Below are 14,106 nucleotides of genomic sequence, written 5' to 3'. Positions count from 1 at the left end.
CCGGCGCCGAGTGCCGGATATCAGCGGGTCGGGCCCGGTGGTCGGGCCGGTTCAGCGACGCGCTCTGCGGGCCTGCTTCGCGCCGTGCTTCGCGGCGGCACGCGTCTTCCGCGCAGCGCGGTCTGCCTTCGTCCTGACGGGTGCGACCGTGGCGGCCGTCGTCGCCTTGGCCTTCCCCGTGGTGCGAGCAGCCTTCTTCGTCACGGCCTTCTTGGCACCGGCGACGTCACGCCTGGCCGCCGCTGTCTTCTTCGTGGCCGCTGTGCCGGCCTTCTTCTGCGCCGCCTCGGGCGCCTTCCCGTCGCCGCCGGACAGGACGATCGCCGCCGTGACGCCTGCACCGATGAGGACCACGCCGATGACGCCGCCCGCGATCGCTACCGGGAGCGTCACGGGGGTCTTCTCGTCACCGGCGGCGGAAAAACCCTTCATCGAACCGACGAGTTCGTTCTTCCAGCGGGTGACCGCGTTCTTGGGGTTCACACGGTCGACCAGCTCATCGATGTCCGACGCGAGGTTGTCCTGCCGGCGATAGGCCTCGTCGCGCATGTCGTCCAGGCTCTTCTTCTTGGCCACCACTGCCTCCGGGGGTCGTCAGGGCTTGATTGCGCCGATCGTATCGCGAGCAGGCGTGCCGCTCGGAATCCTCCGCCGCGTGACTGGTCAGCCGAGGGCGCGGGTCAGCCGCGGGTGCGGGCGAGGAAGTCCTCTGCCCCACCGACGAGCTCGATGTGCCCCGTCGGAACGTCCGCCGTGGCCATGCGCGCGACCTCGGCGGCGAACTCCTCGACCGAGTACAGCTTGCCGGCGGCCTCGCGGCGCTGCTCCAGGGCGCCCGGGCGGGCACGGTTCAGCAGGGTCGCGGTGACGGTGCCCTCGATCATGTCGCCGGAGACGACGACGAAGGAGACGCCCCGGGCGGACATCTCGTCGATCCGTGCGGTCAGCGCGGTCTCGCCGGCGCGCTTGGAACGCGCGACCTGCTCGTACTCCGGCATGGTCTCGACGTCGTCGATGAAGTGCGCCTGGTGGCTGGTCACGAAGACCACCCGGCCGCCGGTCGAGAGGTGCTCGAGGCCGGCGCTGAGTGCGTCGTTCTGGGCGTCGCGGTTCAGGCGCATCGCGTAATCCTCGCCGAGGTCGGCCTCCATGCCGCCGGAGGCGTTCAGGACCAGCAGGTCCAGGCTGCCGTAGGTGTCGACCGCGGCCTGCATGAGGGCGCGCACGCCCTCGGTCTCGGTGAGGTCGGCGCCGACGGCGATTGCCGAGCCGCCGGCCTGCTCGATCTCGCCGACGACCTTGTTGGCGCGGGGTGCCTTCTGGCGGTAGTTGATGACCACGTTGGCGCCCTGCTCGGCGAGCAGCTTCGCGGTGGCGGCGCCGACTCCGCGGGAGGATCCGGTGACGACGGCGGTCTTGCCTGCGAGGGCGCTCATGAGCAACTCCTGTGATGATTCGTGGTGAGGATTCGAGATGACGAGGGGCGAGCGGCCGCACCCTCCGGGGACGGGCCGAGTGCATCGCGCCACCAGCTCCCCGAGCCTACCGGAGCATCCCCCGGTGGCCGATAAGCTGGGCGGGCGCGCGAGTGGCGGAACTGGTAGACGCGCTGGATTTAGGTTCCAGTGCCTGAGGGCGTGAGGGTTCGAGTCCCTTCTCGCGCACGCATCCTTTCAGCCCTGACTCAGCCCTGACCTCCCACGTTCGGACTTCAGTCGGGCCTGTACAGGTGTGGTGGGCACGGAATGGGCACTGCGCCCCCTGGGGTACGACCGCGATGGGCACTCATGGTCGTCTGACACTCGCTGCATGCTGGCCCCCATGAGCGACCTCGCTGTCTTCTCCGCGCATCAGGCCGCCGTGCGGATCGTGCACGGGCTGGTGATCCAGTATCAGCTCACGGTCGAGGGCCCGATGCCCGTTCGGTGCACTTCAAGCTCGACACGACGTTGCCTCAGCGAGCCGGGGCCGATTGCAAATTACTCGCTGGTGAACGGGTTTGAATGCCGACGCGCTGGGCTCTGCGCCGGTGCCTGAACGGGTTGGGATCAGAGGATAAATCCGTTGTTATCGAGACATAGCGACTCCCGGGCACCAAAGGGGTGCCGCGGACCAAAGGGGTGCCGCGGACTGCCACATCGGACTGCCTTGCGGCGAAGTCTTGGACTGCTGCGGACGAGCGGAAGGTGGGGGCAATTCGTTTCGCCCCCACCTTCCACTGCTACGACGCGCGGTAGCTGCTAGCCCTTCTTGCCGAGGGCGGGCAGTGAGCGCTGCTCCTCGAGCTTCATAGCGACGCCCAGCACGAAAAATGTTGGCGCCCATTGACCGACGAATAGCCCCCAGCGGTCGGCCTGAGCGCGCGAGTCACTGGACTTCATGGCGGACATTGTCCACTGGGCGACCGTCAGGCCGATCGACGCAAAACCAGCGGTGTACATATGATCCGACCTCAACCCGAGGTCACTCAGCATCTTCAGCATGATGTTCTCCATTCAGTGTGGTGGTGCGGTTGTCAAACGGGCGGGCCATATTGCTTGTTCAACGCGCCTGTCGCGGCTCGGCGGCCTACTCGACCCGGTTGAGCCGTTCCGCGGTGCCAGAGAGACGCAGAGCGGGTCGGTGGGCTCAGGCGTCGAAACCCTCTCGATTACCCGTCGTGCTGGGTCGCGGTGACGGCGCGGCCTGGTCGACGGCGAGGGAGGAACGACAGCGCGATCATGGTGACGCCGAGGACGAAATGGAGCCAGTTATCGGCGGTGTTCAGCGGCACGAAGTTGGCCATCGACTCCTCGCCGATGACGAGGCCGTAGATCCACAGCACCAGGTAGACGATGCCGCCGATCAGCAAATAGAGGCGGGCGAGGGATGCGCGGCTGGCTAGGGCGACCCCTGCGACACCGTACAGCAGGTGCACGACGTTGTGCAGGATCGATACCTGGAAAATGCCCAGTAGCATCGCTTCAGAATGATGCCCCGCAAACTGCATCGAGCCGACGTCGGTGGTCAGGCCGGGAATAAACCCGGCTATCCCGACGAGGAAAAACACGGCACCGTACACCAGAGCCGCGATCTGTACTGGAGTACGGCCGAGATCATTCACAGTGGGAGAGCGGTCAGGGGTATTCATCAACAATCCTCCGATCGCGTGAGCCTCGCTCAGGTGCCGCGAGGGCACGAGAAGCGTGACGTCTACGGGAGCTTCGATGACAGCGAGTGCACACTGATCATCCTGTCGACTGCGTGTACTGAGTCACAACCTAGCCCCAGGTGGGCGGTGGGCTCAAAGGAGCCGACCGATCGGAATGAAAACGAGCCGGAAGACTGGAGATCTGGGGCGGCCGGGAGACCTCACTGCAAGCCGACAGGGTCCAGGTCGTTGCCCTTCGGGTGGACGCACGAGATCACGTGCTGGAATCGTCCAGCGGCGGCCCCTCGGGCGAGCCAGTACGCCTCGATCAGTAGCAGCACAGCACCGAGCACTACGATCGCCCAGACAAGCAACATCGTCAGTGCCCCTACGAGTGCGGGATCCATGACGCGATCATAGCTCCACCACGCAGGACACCCCCGCTCTCCCGGCGGGGGTTCGGAGAGCGGGGGCTTCCCGGAGAACGACTCGGTCGTCGAGGGGGGAGACGAGTCGCACCCGCAAGAACGGCTCCGTCCTCACCGCTCTGCTGGTGCTTGATCATCGCTGGAAGGGACTGCTGCACGGATAGGTGACAGTTGCGGTGTTATGCCGCCAGGGTGACGGTCGGGTTCATGATGGTCTCGTATTCGATGGGGGTCAATCGGCCCAGGCGGGCCTGCCGGCGGCGTCGGTGATAGGTGCGTTCGATCCAGCTGATGATCGCGATCCGGAGCTCCTCGCGGGTCCGCCAGCGACGCCGGTTCAGCACGTTCTTCTGCAGTAGAGCAAAGAACGATTCCATGGCCGCGTTGTCCCCGGCGGCACCGACTTGGCCCATCGATCCGATGAGGTGATGACAGTTGAGAGCGCGCACGAACTTCCGCGCCCGAAACTGCGACCCGCGGTCGGAATGCACGATGCATTCCACTGTGTCACCGCGTCGCGATGCGGCGCTGTCCAGGGCGTTCACTGCGAGGCGGGCTTTCATCCGCGAGTCCATCGAGTAGCCGACGATCCGCCCGGAGAACGCGTCTTTGATCGCGCAGAGGTAGAGCTTGCCCTCATCGGTGGGGTGCTCGGAGGGGGCACCTCCCGCTTGCGGGAGAATGTCGGTCAGCCACAGCTCGTTGACGTCATCGGCGGTGAAGTCCCGCTTGACGAGGTCATCGTGCACGGGCGGGCCCGGCCTCTTGCCATTCTTCCCCCGCTTTTCCCGAAGGCGGAGTACCACTGATTGTCCCGGCAGGTCCTCCACGCGGTCCGCTCACAGACGACCTCGCCACGCTCGGCCGCTTCACCGGCGAGGAATCTGTGCCCGAACTCGGGGTCGTCGCGGTGCGCGTCGAACAGCGCGTTCGCACGGTAGGCCTCGATCAGCTCGGTCTCGGTGACCTGTTGTTTCCGCCAGCGGTAGTAGGGCTGGCGGGAGAGCTTCAGCACCCGCAGGGACACCGCGACACGGATCTTGTCGGCGGCGAGCTCGCTCACGAGCGGGTAGAGCCTTTGACGGCAGGTTCGCCTGGGACAGCTAGGCCGCTGCGTGGCGGAGGACCTCGTTCTCCTGCTCCAGCAGCCGGATCCGCTTACGGGCATCACGCAGCTCGGCCGACTCCTCGCGGGTCTTGCCGGGCCGGTTGCCGTCCTCGATGTCGGCTTGGCGCAGCCATTTCTGCAGCGTCATCTCGTGGACGCCGAAGTCCTTGGCGATCTGCGCGATCGTGACGCCGTCCTCGCGGGACCGGGCCACTCGCACGACATCGTCGCGGAACTCCTGGGGATAGGGAGCGGGCACGGTGCACATCCTTCCTGGCCGCCCAGCGGGCAAGCCAGATCAGATGTCACCTATCCGTGCAGCAGTCCCGTGCGGCAGTCCCAGCAGTGCTTCACTATCGCCCGATTGGGTGATGCTGATCGACCTTGATGGCGGATGTTCCGGTGCGTCGCTTGCCTCAAAGTCTAGGAGCGACGTCCGTTGTGTCGCTGCGGCGATCGCGGCATGGTGTACGGCACGGCTCTCATCCAGAAGGAGTTCCACAATGAAGTTGACCGTTATGCGGTTCGTGAGTCTAGACGGGGTCTCGCAAGGCCCAGGCTCGCCGCAGGAGGATCCCAGCGGAGGATTCACACGAGGCGGGTGGCTGGTACCGCACATGGACGCAACATTCGTGGATCAGGCTTCCGACTGGTTGGAGCATGCCGATGCGCTCCTGCTCGGCCGACGCACCTACGAGCCGTTTGCCCGTGACTGGCCCCAGATCACTGATCCCGCGGACCCCTTCGCAGTGCGGATGAACAATCTGCCGAAGTATGTCGCTACGCAGACCCTTGCTGACGGCGAGTGGAATCCCACCACCATCGTGACCGGGGATGTCGAGGCGCAGATCGCTGGCCTCAAAGCCCAACCAGGCCGCGACCTGCAGGTGCACGGTAGCTCGTCGCTGGCCCAGAGCCTATTCTCGGCCGGCCTCGTCGACGAGCTGCGGTTGGTCGTAGCGCCCGTGGTCGTAGGGCAGGGCCGACGGCTGTTCCCCGATGGCGCGGCCCCGCTCGGCTTCGAACTCATGAGCAGCCGCACGACACCTCAGGGGCTGACCATCCAGGTCTTCGAGACGCGGGGGAGGCCGGATTTCGCGGCCTACGAGGGTGTCTCGGCAGTAGGGTGAGTTGTCTCGAAGCCGCTCACGGTGCTCAGTTGCCGCTGAAGATCAGACGATATCGCGGCGCGGATGCACAGCACACCCTCAAGGTCTACGTGCGCGCCATCCGAGAGACCGCGTCGGCACACTACCGCCCCGATCAGATCAACGCATGGTGTCCTCCACAACTGGATGTGGCAACTTGGGCCCCTGCTCGCTCGCGTGCCTGGACGATCGTGGCCGAGTGGGAGGGCGCGCTCGTGGCTTTCTGCGACCTAACCGACGAAGCCGAGGTGGACATGCTGTTCGTCGCTCCCCGAGTCGGCGGACGCGGCGTCGCCCAGGAGCTGATCGCGGCGGCGCTGGCTGAAGCGCGACGGCGTGGGTGCACGCGCGTCACCACCCGAGCGAGTCGTGGCGCACGAGCTGCCTTCGCGCGGAGCGGCTTCGTGGTTAACCGTGAGAACCGTATCAACATAGTCCGTGGCATCCTGGTGCCAAACTTCGAGATGCATGTCGATTTGAACGGCGCATGAGTTGTGCCGGACACCTTTCGGCAGCCCGGTGACGACGAGGCAGCATAATCGCTGCGACGAGGAGGAAGAATCACATGGAAACGAGTCCTAACAAGCAGACCGTAGAGCGTTATCTCGATGGTTTCCGGCGCACGGATCATGATCAGATCTTGGCCTGCTTGACCGATGACATCCGTTGGACGGTATTTGGCGCTTTCGTACTGGAAGGAAAGGCTGCCTATGATGCCGCCATCGAGGGCCCGGGGTTTGCTGGAGACCCCGAGCTGGAGGTGGTGCGGATGGTGGAAGAGCACGAGACGATCATGGCTGAGCTTCGGGGGCGTGTGCCCCAACCGGATGGATCGATGAAGCGGTTGGCCATGGCAGAGGTCTTCGTGATGCGAGAAGGTCTGATCTGTGAGCGCCGGGCCTGGGTCGTTCCGCTGGCCGAGGGGGACGTCTGGTGAGTGTGGCACCCGAACTCTCCGGCGCGCGATTGTTCGCAGGCTTGGCCGTGAGCGACCTCGATGTCGCTGAAAGCGGGTTCGAGGCGTTCTTTGGTGCTCCGGCATTCGCGCCGAATGAGACCGGGCGCGTCTGGACGATGTCTGATCTATGTCACATCTACACCGAGCTCGATCCAGAAGGTGCGGGGCGCTCTCGGGTCACGCTCTTCGTCGAGGATCTGCCGGGCTTCACCGCTCGTGCGGCTCGCTACGGGATCTATGCCGCTTACGTCGCCCGTCGGGCGGCCGAAGGCAGGAGCAAGCGCGACGTCGTCCGTTGACTGAAGCGCTACGTCATCCGCGAGGTCTACCACCTCATCAAGGTCAACCCCCGAACCGGCGAGATCGCGGTTTTTCAACTACCGCACCCTCGCAGGCGTCGAGAACGCAACGGCCGGATGGGTTAACTGGTACAACAACCGGCGCCTCCACGGCTCTCTCGGGATGCTCACCCCGATAGAGTTCGAGACGCTTTACTACGAGGCCTTCACCCGAGGGCCCGAACCCGCAAACCAGTGGCAGAGAACCCGGCCGGTTCACGGAGAAGCCGGGGGAACGGCAGGGAGGCGTGAACCCACGGTGCCGTGCGTATACGCTGGTCCCGACGATGTGGGAGCAGGGTTCGAGTCCCTTCTCGCGCACGGAACACACCCCTTTTCCGAGGAGACGCTTCATGACCCTGTTCGGGCTCGTCCGCCATGGGCAGACGGACTACAACCTCCACAACCTGTTCCAGGGCTCCTCGGACATGCCGCTGAACGAGACCGGTGTCGAACAGGCCCACCGCGCCTTCGACGAGCTGCCCGACATGGTCTGGGACGTGGTCGTCTCCTCGCCGCTGCAGCGAGCCGAGCACACGGCGCGGATCATCGCGGCGGACCACGGCATCCCCTTCGGCGGCACCGAGGCGAAGCTGGTGGAGATCGACTGGGGCGAGGCCGAGGGCCGGCCGGTCGAGGAGATGCAGGAGCTCTACCCCGACCGGTCCTTCCCGGGCCGCGAGGACTACCAGGCCGTCGCCGATCGCGGCTATGACGCGCTCGAAGCGCTGGAGGAGCGCTTCCCCGGTCAGAAGGTGCTCGTCGTCGCGCACGGGACGCTCATCCGGTTCCTGCTGTCGGGCATCATCGAGCGGCCCCTGCCCTCGATCCCGAACGCGACCCTCTCGGTGATCGAGCTCGAGGACACCACCTGGCGGATCCGCATGATCGCGGGCAGGGCGGTCGACAACGAGGTGGAAGTCCCCTCCCGCGACCGCAACCCCCGATTCTTCGCCGAGAAGCCCGAGGCGGCCCAGGCCGTCGCCGACCAGGACCCGACCGACGCTCTCCAGGGAGGTACCCGATGACCAACCGCACCGCCGTGGACACCGAGGGCGCATGGTTCGAACCCGAGGGCATCGAGGAACTGCGTCGCCGTCTCCCGATCCCGTACGTGGACATCGTGCCGGTGCGCACCGACCTGGACGGCAGCGTCGTCGAGGTCGGACTGCTGCTGCGGGCCGACGGGGGCGGGCAGATCGTGCGCGCCATCGTCTCCGGGCGGGTGCTGATCCACGAGACGGTCCGCGAGGCCATCTCCCGGCACATCGAGAAGGACCTGGGGCCGATGGCGCTGCCGCGCATCCCGGTCTCCCCCGTGCCCTTCACGGTCGCGGAGTACTTCCCCACCCCGGGGATCTCGCCGTTCCACGATCAGCGCCAGCACGCCATCTCCATGGCCTACATCGTCCCGATCGACGGGGAGACGGCCCCGCAGGAGGACGCGCTGGAGATGGCGTGGTTCGGGCTCGACGAGCTGCTGGCGGAGCCCTCTCCGCTCGAGGAGATGACCGGTGGCCGCGACCTGATCGTGCGCCGTGCCCTCGCCTACGTCGGCGCCACCTGAGGCGCTGACGGCCCGCTCGCGGGAGCTGACCTCGACCCTCTAGAGAACGCGTCGGGCCGCGTCCAGCAGGATGCCGACCAGCTGCGTGAGCTCTTCGAGCGCCTGCTCGGGAGATTCCTCCGGCGCGCTCCCCCGCCGCGCCGGGCGGCCCTCCAGGGCCGTCTCGGCGACGTCGGCGGCGAGCTTCCAGCGCAGGCAGATCGCGGCGTCGCATCCACGGCGAGCGGCAGCGACGTCGGCCTCCGCGTCTTCGGAGCGCAGCCCCTCGACGTAGGCGTCGAAGGCGTCCTCGACGAGCGAGCGGACCACGTGCGCCGACGCGTCGCCGCGCCGGACGGAGGCGAACAGCACGGACGCGAGATCCGCGCCCACCGGGCCCGGTCCCACCGACTCCCAGTCGATCAGCGCGCTGCGACCGCCGCTGCGCAGAGTGTTCGCGCCCACCGCGTCGTGGTGGCACAGCGTCTGCGGGAGCGCCTCGAGAATCGCGCGCACGCGGGGCTGCGCGCGGATCAGCTCCTGTGACTCGCCCTCGCGGCCGGTCCACGAGAGGCTCGATGGCGTCTTCGCGCGCTCCAGAGTGGCCAGTCCGGCCTCCATCGCCTCCGGCTGCGCGTGCCGGTCGATCCAGCCGGTGAACAGCCAGGGGTGAGACGGGACCCGGTCCAGCCATCGTCCCGCCATCGCGCCGAGATCTCGCGAGATCGCCAGCAGCGACTCGGCCTCCAGGGGCCGGGGCGCCTCGTCGCGGATCTCTTCGAGCCACAGCGTGATCCGGCCGTCGGCCTCGACCTGCGAGCCGTACAGGCGCGGCGCCACCAGCGACGGTGCCAGGTCCTCGAGCAGGCCGGAGGTGTAGGCGGCGTGCTCGCGTCGGCCGTTGTCCAGCAGGTACGGCGAGGCCGTCGCCGGGCCCTCTGTCACCTTCTCGATCAGTGACCAGGGCCGGCGTCCGGTGCCGGTGACGGCCGCACCGCGCAGCCGGTGCACGTCACGGTGGGCCAGGAACGCGTCGTAGTCCAGGGGTTCGCGTCGAACGTCCTCGAGATCGACGCTCGAGGCGCCGACCATGGCAGCGACGGCCTCGCGCCACGGCGCCTCCGCTGGGTTCACGCCGTGCGCCATGACTTCTCAGCCCAGGAGCTGGGCGACGTGCTCGGCGATGGCGCGGAAGGCTTCGCCGCGGTGGGAGATCGCATCCTTCTGCTCGGGGGCGAGCTCGGCGGCCGAGCGTCCCTCCCCGTCGGGCAGGAAGATCGGGTCGTACCCGAAGCCGCCCTCGCCGTGGCGCTCGCGAAGCAGCCGGCCGGTCATCACGCCGCGCTCGACGATCTCGGTGCCGTCGGGGGCCACCAGCGCCGCCGCGCACACGAACCGTGCCGTGCGGTACTCGTCGGGGATGTCCGCGAGCTGGGCGAGCAGCAGGTCGTTGTTGGCTTCGTCGTCACCGTGGCGCCCGCTCCAGCGAGCCGAGAAGATGCCCGGGCAGCCGCCCAGCACATCCACGGAGAGACCGGAATCGTCGGCCACCGCCAGCAGGCCGGTCGCCTCGGCGGCGGAGTGCGCCTTCAGCAGGGCGTTGCCCTGGAAGGTGACCGCTTCCTCCACCGCGTCCGGCAGGTCGATCCCCGCCGAGGAGATGACGGCTTCGGCCTCCAGGCCGGGGACCGCAGCCACCAGGATGCGCTGCAGCTCGTGCAGCTTCTTGGCGTTGTGGGTGGCCAGGATGACCCGGGCTCCCTCGGGCACGCCGGCGACGCTCGCGCTCATCGCGGCTGGTCCAGGGCCTCGCGCTGGATGCCGGCGAGGGTGGTGCACCCGCCGGTGGCCAGGTCGAGCAGGGATCCGAGCTCGGTGCGGTCGAAGGGGGCGCCCTCGGCGGTTCCCTGGATCTCGACGAAGGACCCGGCGCCGGTGACCACGACGTTCATGTCGGTCTCGGCCTCGACGTCCTCGCGGTACTCCAGGTCCAGCAGCGGACGCCCGCCGACGATGCCGACGCTGATGGCGCTGACGGAGTCGGTGAGGATCTCCCGGGCGGCGGGGAGGGAGGTGTGGCGCTTGCCCCAGGCGATCGCGTCTGCCAGGGCGACGTAGGCGCCGGTGATCGCGGCGGTACGGGTGCCGCCGTCGGCCTGGAGCACGTCGCAGTCCAGCTGGATCGTGTTCTCCCCCAGGGCGTCGAGGTCGATGACCGCGCGCAGGGAGCGGCCGATCAGGCGGGAGATCTCGTGGGTGCGGCCGCCGATCTTGCCCTTGACGCTCTCGCGCTGGGACCGGGAGTTGGTCGCGCGCGGGAGCATCGCGTACTCGGCGGTGACCCAGCCCGAGCCGGAGCCCTGCTTCCACCGCGGCACGCCCTCGGTGAAGGAGGCGGCGCACAGCACACGGGTGCGGCCGAACTCGATCAGGGCGCTGCCCTCGGCGTGGTCGAGCCAGTCGCGGGTGATGCGCACCTCGCGCAGCTGATCCGGGGTGCGGCCGTCGACGCGGTCACCGGCCGGCGCGGGCTCGGTCTGGGTCTGTGAGCTCACGGAGCTCCCTTCGTGGGGATGTTCAGGCGGACACGTCGAGGATATCCATGGGACGGACCACCTGGATCGGGCCGTCGTGGGCGGCGCGGGCCTCTGCGAGGGTGACGGCGGGCTCGGTCCAGGCCGGGATGTGGGTCAGCGCCAACTGCCCGACGCCGGCGCGGGTCGCGCACTGCCCGGCGCGGCGGCCGGTGAGGTGGACGCCGCTGAAGCGGTCGTCGCGGCCCTCGATGTACCCGGCCTCGCACAGGAAGAGGTCCGCGCCGGCGGCCAGGTCGTCCAGGGCCGGGCAGGAGTCGGTGTCCCCGGAGTAGGCGAGCACGCCGCCCCCGCCGGTGATCCGGAAGCCGTAGGCCTCGACGGGGTGGGTCACCGCGCGCACCTCGATGTCGAGGGGGCCGATGGAGAAGTCCCGGCGGTCGGCGAGGGCGTGGTAGGCGAATGGCACGCCGTCGACGCCGGCGGGGACGTACCCCTCACGGCACAGCACCGCTGAGAGCCGGTCCGGCAGCGGCTCCGGGGCGTGGATCGGCAGCTGCGGGAGGTCGTCGCGCTCGTGGTAGGCCCAGAACACCTCGAGACCGGTGAGGTCGAGGTAGTGATCGGGGTGGAGGTGGGAGATGATCACCGCGTCCAGCTCCGCCGGGTCGATCACGCGCTGGAGCGGGCCGAACGCGCCGGAGCCGAGGTCCATCAGCACCCGCCAGAGGCGGCCGCTGGAGTCCTCCTGCTCGATGAGGTAGCTGGAGGCGGCGCTGTCGGGGCCGGCGAAGCTGCCGCTGCAGCCGATGACGGTCAGCCTCATGCCGAGACCACCGGCAGGGAGGCGGTCATGTCGAGCGTCGGCCCGAGGAAGCGGCGCGAGAGGCGGGCGAAGGACTCGCTGCCGTCCCCGTCGGCCGTCTGGGCGAAGACGTGGCGCGGCGAGCGCTCCGACTGTCGCAGCTGGTCGGTGCCGCGCAGCTGGCGGTAGACGTCCAGCGCGGTCTCCTCGGCGGAGGAGACCAGGGTGACGTCCGGTCCCATCGCGTAGCTGATGGGGCCGGCGAGCATCGGGTAGTGGGTGCAGCCCAGCACCAGGGTGTCCACGCCGGCCTCGCGCACCGGGGCCAGGTACTCCTCGGCGACCTCCGCGACGACGTCGCCCATGGTGACCCCGTTCTCGACGAACTCGACGAAGCGGGGGCAGGCCTGGGTGACGATCTCCAGATCGGGCGCCGCGGCGAACGCGTCCTCGTAGGCACGGGAGGTCACCGTGCCCTGCGTGCCGATCACGCCGATGCGGTTGTTGCGGGTGGCGGCGACGGCGCGGCGCACGGCGGGCTGGATCACCTCGACCACCGGCAGCTGATAGCGCTCGCGGGCATCGCGCAGCACGGCGGCCGAGGCGGTGTTGCAGGCGATCACCAGCAGCTTCACGCCGTGCTCGACGAGATCGTCCATGATCCCCAGCACCAGCGCGCGCACGTCGGCGATGGGGCGGGGCCCGTACGGGCTGTGCGCGGTGTCGCCGATGTAGACCAGCTCCTCCTGCGGCAGCTGGTCGAGGATGGCTCGGGCCACGGTCAGCCCGCCCACCCCGGAGTCGAGGATCCCGATCGGCGCGTTGTTCATCCCGGCAAGGCTAGTGTCGCGGGGTCCCCGAAACACTCGTGGCGCGCTCACTGGGTGCAGTTTCACAGTCGCGCCTCTGCGCGACCCGCTCGTTCCTCGCGGACCACGACGGGCTCACCGGTCGTCGCTCAGTCCACTATCCAACCGACTGAACTCCTCCCGCTCACCCTGCGCGGCCCGCTCGTTCCTCGCGGACCACTGCGGGTTCGCCGGTCGTCGTTCAGTCCAATGCCCGCAGCAGGCTCTCCTGCAGCCACGACAGCAGCTCGTAGACGGCGATGACGATGTCGGAGCCGACGGTGTCGTCGTCGGTCTCGCTCGCCCCCTCCACGCGCTCGCCGATCTGCTGCAGCATCCGCACGGTGTCGAAGTCGCCGTCGCGCTGGAGGTCCAGACGGTCCGCGAGCACGATCCGCACGTCGTTCAGCGCGCGCAGCACCGCCAGGGCGTCGTCATCGTCCAGCACGACCTCGCTGTGCTCGCTGCCGCTGGCGTCCAGGATCGCCATCACGCGGCGGAGGTCGGCGAGCTTGCCGTCGGCGAGGTCCTGCTGACCCAGCCGGCGGTACTCGGCGGCGAGCGTCGGATCCTCAGAGGCCGCCGGGAACAGGCGCTTGACGGCGGAGTCCGCGGGCTCGCGGGCATCGCGGCCTGCGAACTCGGCCTCGAGCCGGCGCAGCGGGTCCTCGCTCTCGGCGGCACGACGCAGCGGATCGGCGTCCGAGTCGATCCCGAGGTCGCCGCGGATCAGCTCCGCGGTCTCCTGGGCGACCTGGGCGATGATCGCCTTCTCCTCGCCGTCGAGCCGGCAGGCCAGGGAGCCGTCGGGCCGACGGCGGAACGCATGCGCCATCAGTCCTCCTCCGCCTTCTCCAGCGTGGCCCGCAGGCCGTAGGAATGCATGGCCTGCACGTCGGTCTCCATGCGTTCGCGGGACCCGCGCGAGACGATCGCCCGTCCCTCCTCATGGACCTGTGTCATGAGCTGCTCGGCGACCAGGCGCGAGTACCCGAAGTAGCGGCGGAAGACGAAGGTGACGTAGCTCATCAGGTTCACGGGGTCGTTCCAGACCACCGTGCACCAGGGCCCCTCGGCATCCATCGTCAGCTGGTTGCTGTGGGAGAGATCGGTCAGCGAGCCCGTGTCGGGCTCAGCCCGCGGCAGCTCGACCGGCATTCGTGCTCCTCCTGTGTCCCGCCACGTCCCGATCTGCCGGGACGCGGTGCCCGTCGAGTCTACGGGGCGCGCCCGACGATCTGCTGGCCCGGCACGCATTACGGT

At 68.4% G+C, this 14,106-nt stretch carries 19 protein-coding genes, 1 tRNA gene and 2 pseudogenes; 9 read left to right on the top strand and 13 right to left on the bottom strand.

Going from position 1 to position 14,106, the window contains the following annotated elements; all coding sequences use genetic code 11:
• Positions 1 to 51: 51 nt before the first annotated feature.
• A complete protein-coding gene (locus tag ACFQS2_RS04550) occupies positions 52 to 576 on the bottom strand; it encodes a hypothetical protein (RefSeq protein WP_377017504.1) in 525 nt (174 codons plus the stop codon).
• Between the two features lie 104 nt (positions 577 to 680).
• Positions 681 to 1,436, bottom strand: coding sequence for an SDR family oxidoreductase (locus tag ACFQS2_RS04545; RefSeq protein WP_377017502.1), 756 nt, complete (start codon positions 1,434 to 1,436; stop codon positions 681 to 683).
• Positions 1,437 to 1,582: 146 nt separating this feature from the next.
• Here ACFQS2_RS04545 and ACFQS2_RS04540 point away from each other — a divergent pair.
• Positions 1,583 to 1,664 (top strand) — tRNA-Leu (locus tag ACFQS2_RS04540).
• Positions 1,665 to 1,821: 157 nt separating this feature from the next.
• On the top strand, positions 1,822 to 2,037 hold the full coding sequence (locus tag ACFQS2_RS04535) for a hypothetical protein (RefSeq protein ID WP_377792865.1): 216 nt from the start codon (positions 1,822 to 1,824) through the stop codon (positions 2,035 to 2,037).
• 203 nt (positions 2,038 to 2,240) lie between these two features.
• On the opposite strand, the gene ACFQS2_RS04530 is transcribed toward ACFQS2_RS04535, so the two are convergent.
• The 4 genes and pseudogenes from ACFQS2_RS04530 to ACFQS2_RS04515 all read right to left on the bottom strand — a co-directional run bounded on the left by ACFQS2_RS04530 (position 2,241) and on the right by ACFQS2_RS04515 (position 4,925).
• Positions 2,241 to 2,381, bottom strand: coding sequence for a hypothetical protein (locus ACFQS2_RS04530; RefSeq protein ID WP_377792864.1), 141 nt, complete (start codon positions 2,379 to 2,381; stop codon positions 2,241 to 2,243).
• Between the two features lie 269 nt (positions 2,382 to 2,650).
• Positions 2,651 to 3,130, bottom strand: coding sequence for a DUF4383 domain-containing protein (locus ACFQS2_RS04525; RefSeq protein WP_377792863.1), 480 nt, complete (start codon positions 3,128 to 3,130; stop codon positions 2,651 to 2,653).
• 221 nt (positions 3,131 to 3,351) lie between these two features.
• Positions 3,352 to 3,537, bottom strand: a complete 186-nt coding sequence (locus ACFQS2_RS04520) for a hypothetical protein (protein ID WP_377017496.1) — start codon at positions 3,535 to 3,537, stop codon at positions 3,352 to 3,354.
• Between the two features lie 200 nt (positions 3,538 to 3,737).
• A pseudogene (locus ACFQS2_RS04515) lies at positions 3,738 to 4,925 on the bottom strand (IS3 family transposase).
• 244 nt (positions 4,926 to 5,169) lie between these two features.
• Between ACFQS2_RS04515 and ACFQS2_RS04510 the strand changes: the two are divergent.
• From ACFQS2_RS04510 to ACFQS2_RS04480, 7 genes and pseudogenes are all read left to right on the top strand, one after another.
• Positions 5,170 to 5,796, top strand: coding sequence for a dihydrofolate reductase family protein (locus ACFQS2_RS04510; protein ID WP_377792861.1), 627 nt, complete (start codon positions 5,170 to 5,172; stop codon positions 5,794 to 5,796).
• A 29-nt stretch (positions 5,797 to 5,825) separates the two neighbouring features.
• A complete protein-coding gene (locus ACFQS2_RS04505) occupies positions 5,826 to 6,305 on the top strand; it encodes a GNAT family N-acetyltransferase (RefSeq protein ID WP_377792860.1) in 480 nt (159 codons plus the stop codon).
• A gap of 74 nt (positions 6,306 to 6,379) precedes the next feature.
• Positions 6,380 to 6,751 (top strand): nuclear transport factor 2 family protein, encoded by a 372-nt coding sequence (locus tag ACFQS2_RS04500; RefSeq protein ID WP_377017489.1) that lies wholly within the window; start codon positions 6,380 to 6,382, stop codon positions 6,749 to 6,751.
• A gap of 47 nt (positions 6,752 to 6,798) precedes the next feature.
• The gene (locus ACFQS2_RS04495; RefSeq protein ID WP_377792859.1) at positions 6,799 to 7,071 is read left to right on the top strand and encodes a hypothetical protein; all 273 of its coding nucleotides are present in this window, start codon (positions 6,799 to 6,801) and stop codon (positions 7,069 to 7,071) included.
• 79 nt (positions 7,072 to 7,150) lie between these two features.
• Positions 7,151 to 7,300: pseudogene (locus ACFQS2_RS04490) on the top strand (integrase core domain-containing protein); the annotation flags it as partial.
• A 163-nt stretch (positions 7,301 to 7,463) separates the two neighbouring features.
• Entirely contained in the window at positions 7,464 to 8,138 is a 675-nt protein-coding gene (locus tag ACFQS2_RS04485) for a histidine phosphatase family protein (protein WP_377792858.1), read from the top strand.
• Positions 8,135 to 8,677, top strand: coding sequence for a DUF4916 domain-containing protein (locus ACFQS2_RS04480; RefSeq protein WP_377792857.1), 543 nt, complete (start codon positions 8,135 to 8,137; stop codon positions 8,675 to 8,677). Before ACFQS2_RS04485 ends, ACFQS2_RS04480 begins: the two co-directional genes overlap by 4 nt.
• A 39-nt stretch (positions 8,678 to 8,716) precedes the next feature.
• Here ACFQS2_RS04480 and ACFQS2_RS04475 read toward each other — a convergent pair whose 3' ends face one another.
• The 7 genes from ACFQS2_RS04475 to clpS all read right to left on the bottom strand — a co-directional run bounded on the left by ACFQS2_RS04475 (position 8,717) and on the right by clpS (position 14,001).
• Positions 8,717 to 9,802, bottom strand: a complete 1,086-nt coding sequence (locus ACFQS2_RS04475; RefSeq protein ID WP_377792856.1) for a phosphotransferase — start codon at positions 9,800 to 9,802, stop codon at positions 8,717 to 8,719.
• A 6-nt stretch (positions 9,803 to 9,808) separates the two neighbouring features.
• Positions 9,809 to 10,447: an RdgB/HAM1 family non-canonical purine NTP pyrophosphatase gene (rdgB, locus tag ACFQS2_RS04470; protein ID WP_377792855.1), complete on the bottom strand. Its 639-nt coding sequence runs from the start codon at positions 10,445 to 10,447 to the stop codon at positions 9,809 to 9,811.
• The gene (gene rph, locus ACFQS2_RS04465) at positions 10,444 to 11,211 is read right to left on the bottom strand and encodes a ribonuclease PH (RefSeq protein WP_377792854.1); all 768 of its coding nucleotides are present in this window, start codon (positions 11,209 to 11,211) and stop codon (positions 10,444 to 10,446) included. The genes rdgB and rph overlap by 4 nt, the downstream gene beginning before the upstream one ends.
• A 22-nt stretch (positions 11,212 to 11,233) precedes the next feature.
• Entirely contained in the window at positions 11,234 to 12,016 is a 783-nt protein-coding gene (locus ACFQS2_RS04460; protein WP_377792853.1) for an MBL fold metallo-hydrolase, read from the bottom strand.
• Positions 12,013 to 12,825, bottom strand: a complete 813-nt coding sequence (gene murI / locus ACFQS2_RS04455) for a glutamate racemase (RefSeq protein ID WP_377017466.1) — start codon at positions 12,823 to 12,825, stop codon at positions 12,013 to 12,015. The genes ACFQS2_RS04460 and murI overlap by 4 nt, the downstream gene beginning before the upstream one ends.
• A gap of 220 nt (positions 12,826 to 13,045) precedes the next feature.
• Positions 13,046 to 13,678 (bottom strand): DUF2017 domain-containing protein, encoded by a 633-nt coding sequence (locus tag ACFQS2_RS04450; protein ID WP_377017464.1) that lies wholly within the window; start codon positions 13,676 to 13,678, stop codon positions 13,046 to 13,048.
• Entirely contained in the window at positions 13,678 to 14,001 is a 324-nt protein-coding gene (gene clpS / locus ACFQS2_RS04445) for an ATP-dependent Clp protease adapter ClpS (protein ID WP_377017462.1), read from the bottom strand. Before clpS ends, ACFQS2_RS04450 begins: the two co-directional genes overlap by 1 nt.
• Positions 14,002 to 14,106: the final 105 nt, after the last annotated feature.

The organism is Brachybacterium sp. GCM10030267 (assembly GCF_042666875.1).
Taxonomy (GTDB): domain Bacteria; phylum Actinomycetota; class Actinomycetes; order Actinomycetales; family Dermabacteraceae; genus Brachybacterium.
Note: the sequence above shows the minus strand (reverse complement) of the source record. Positions and strands in the feature narration are given on the sequence as shown.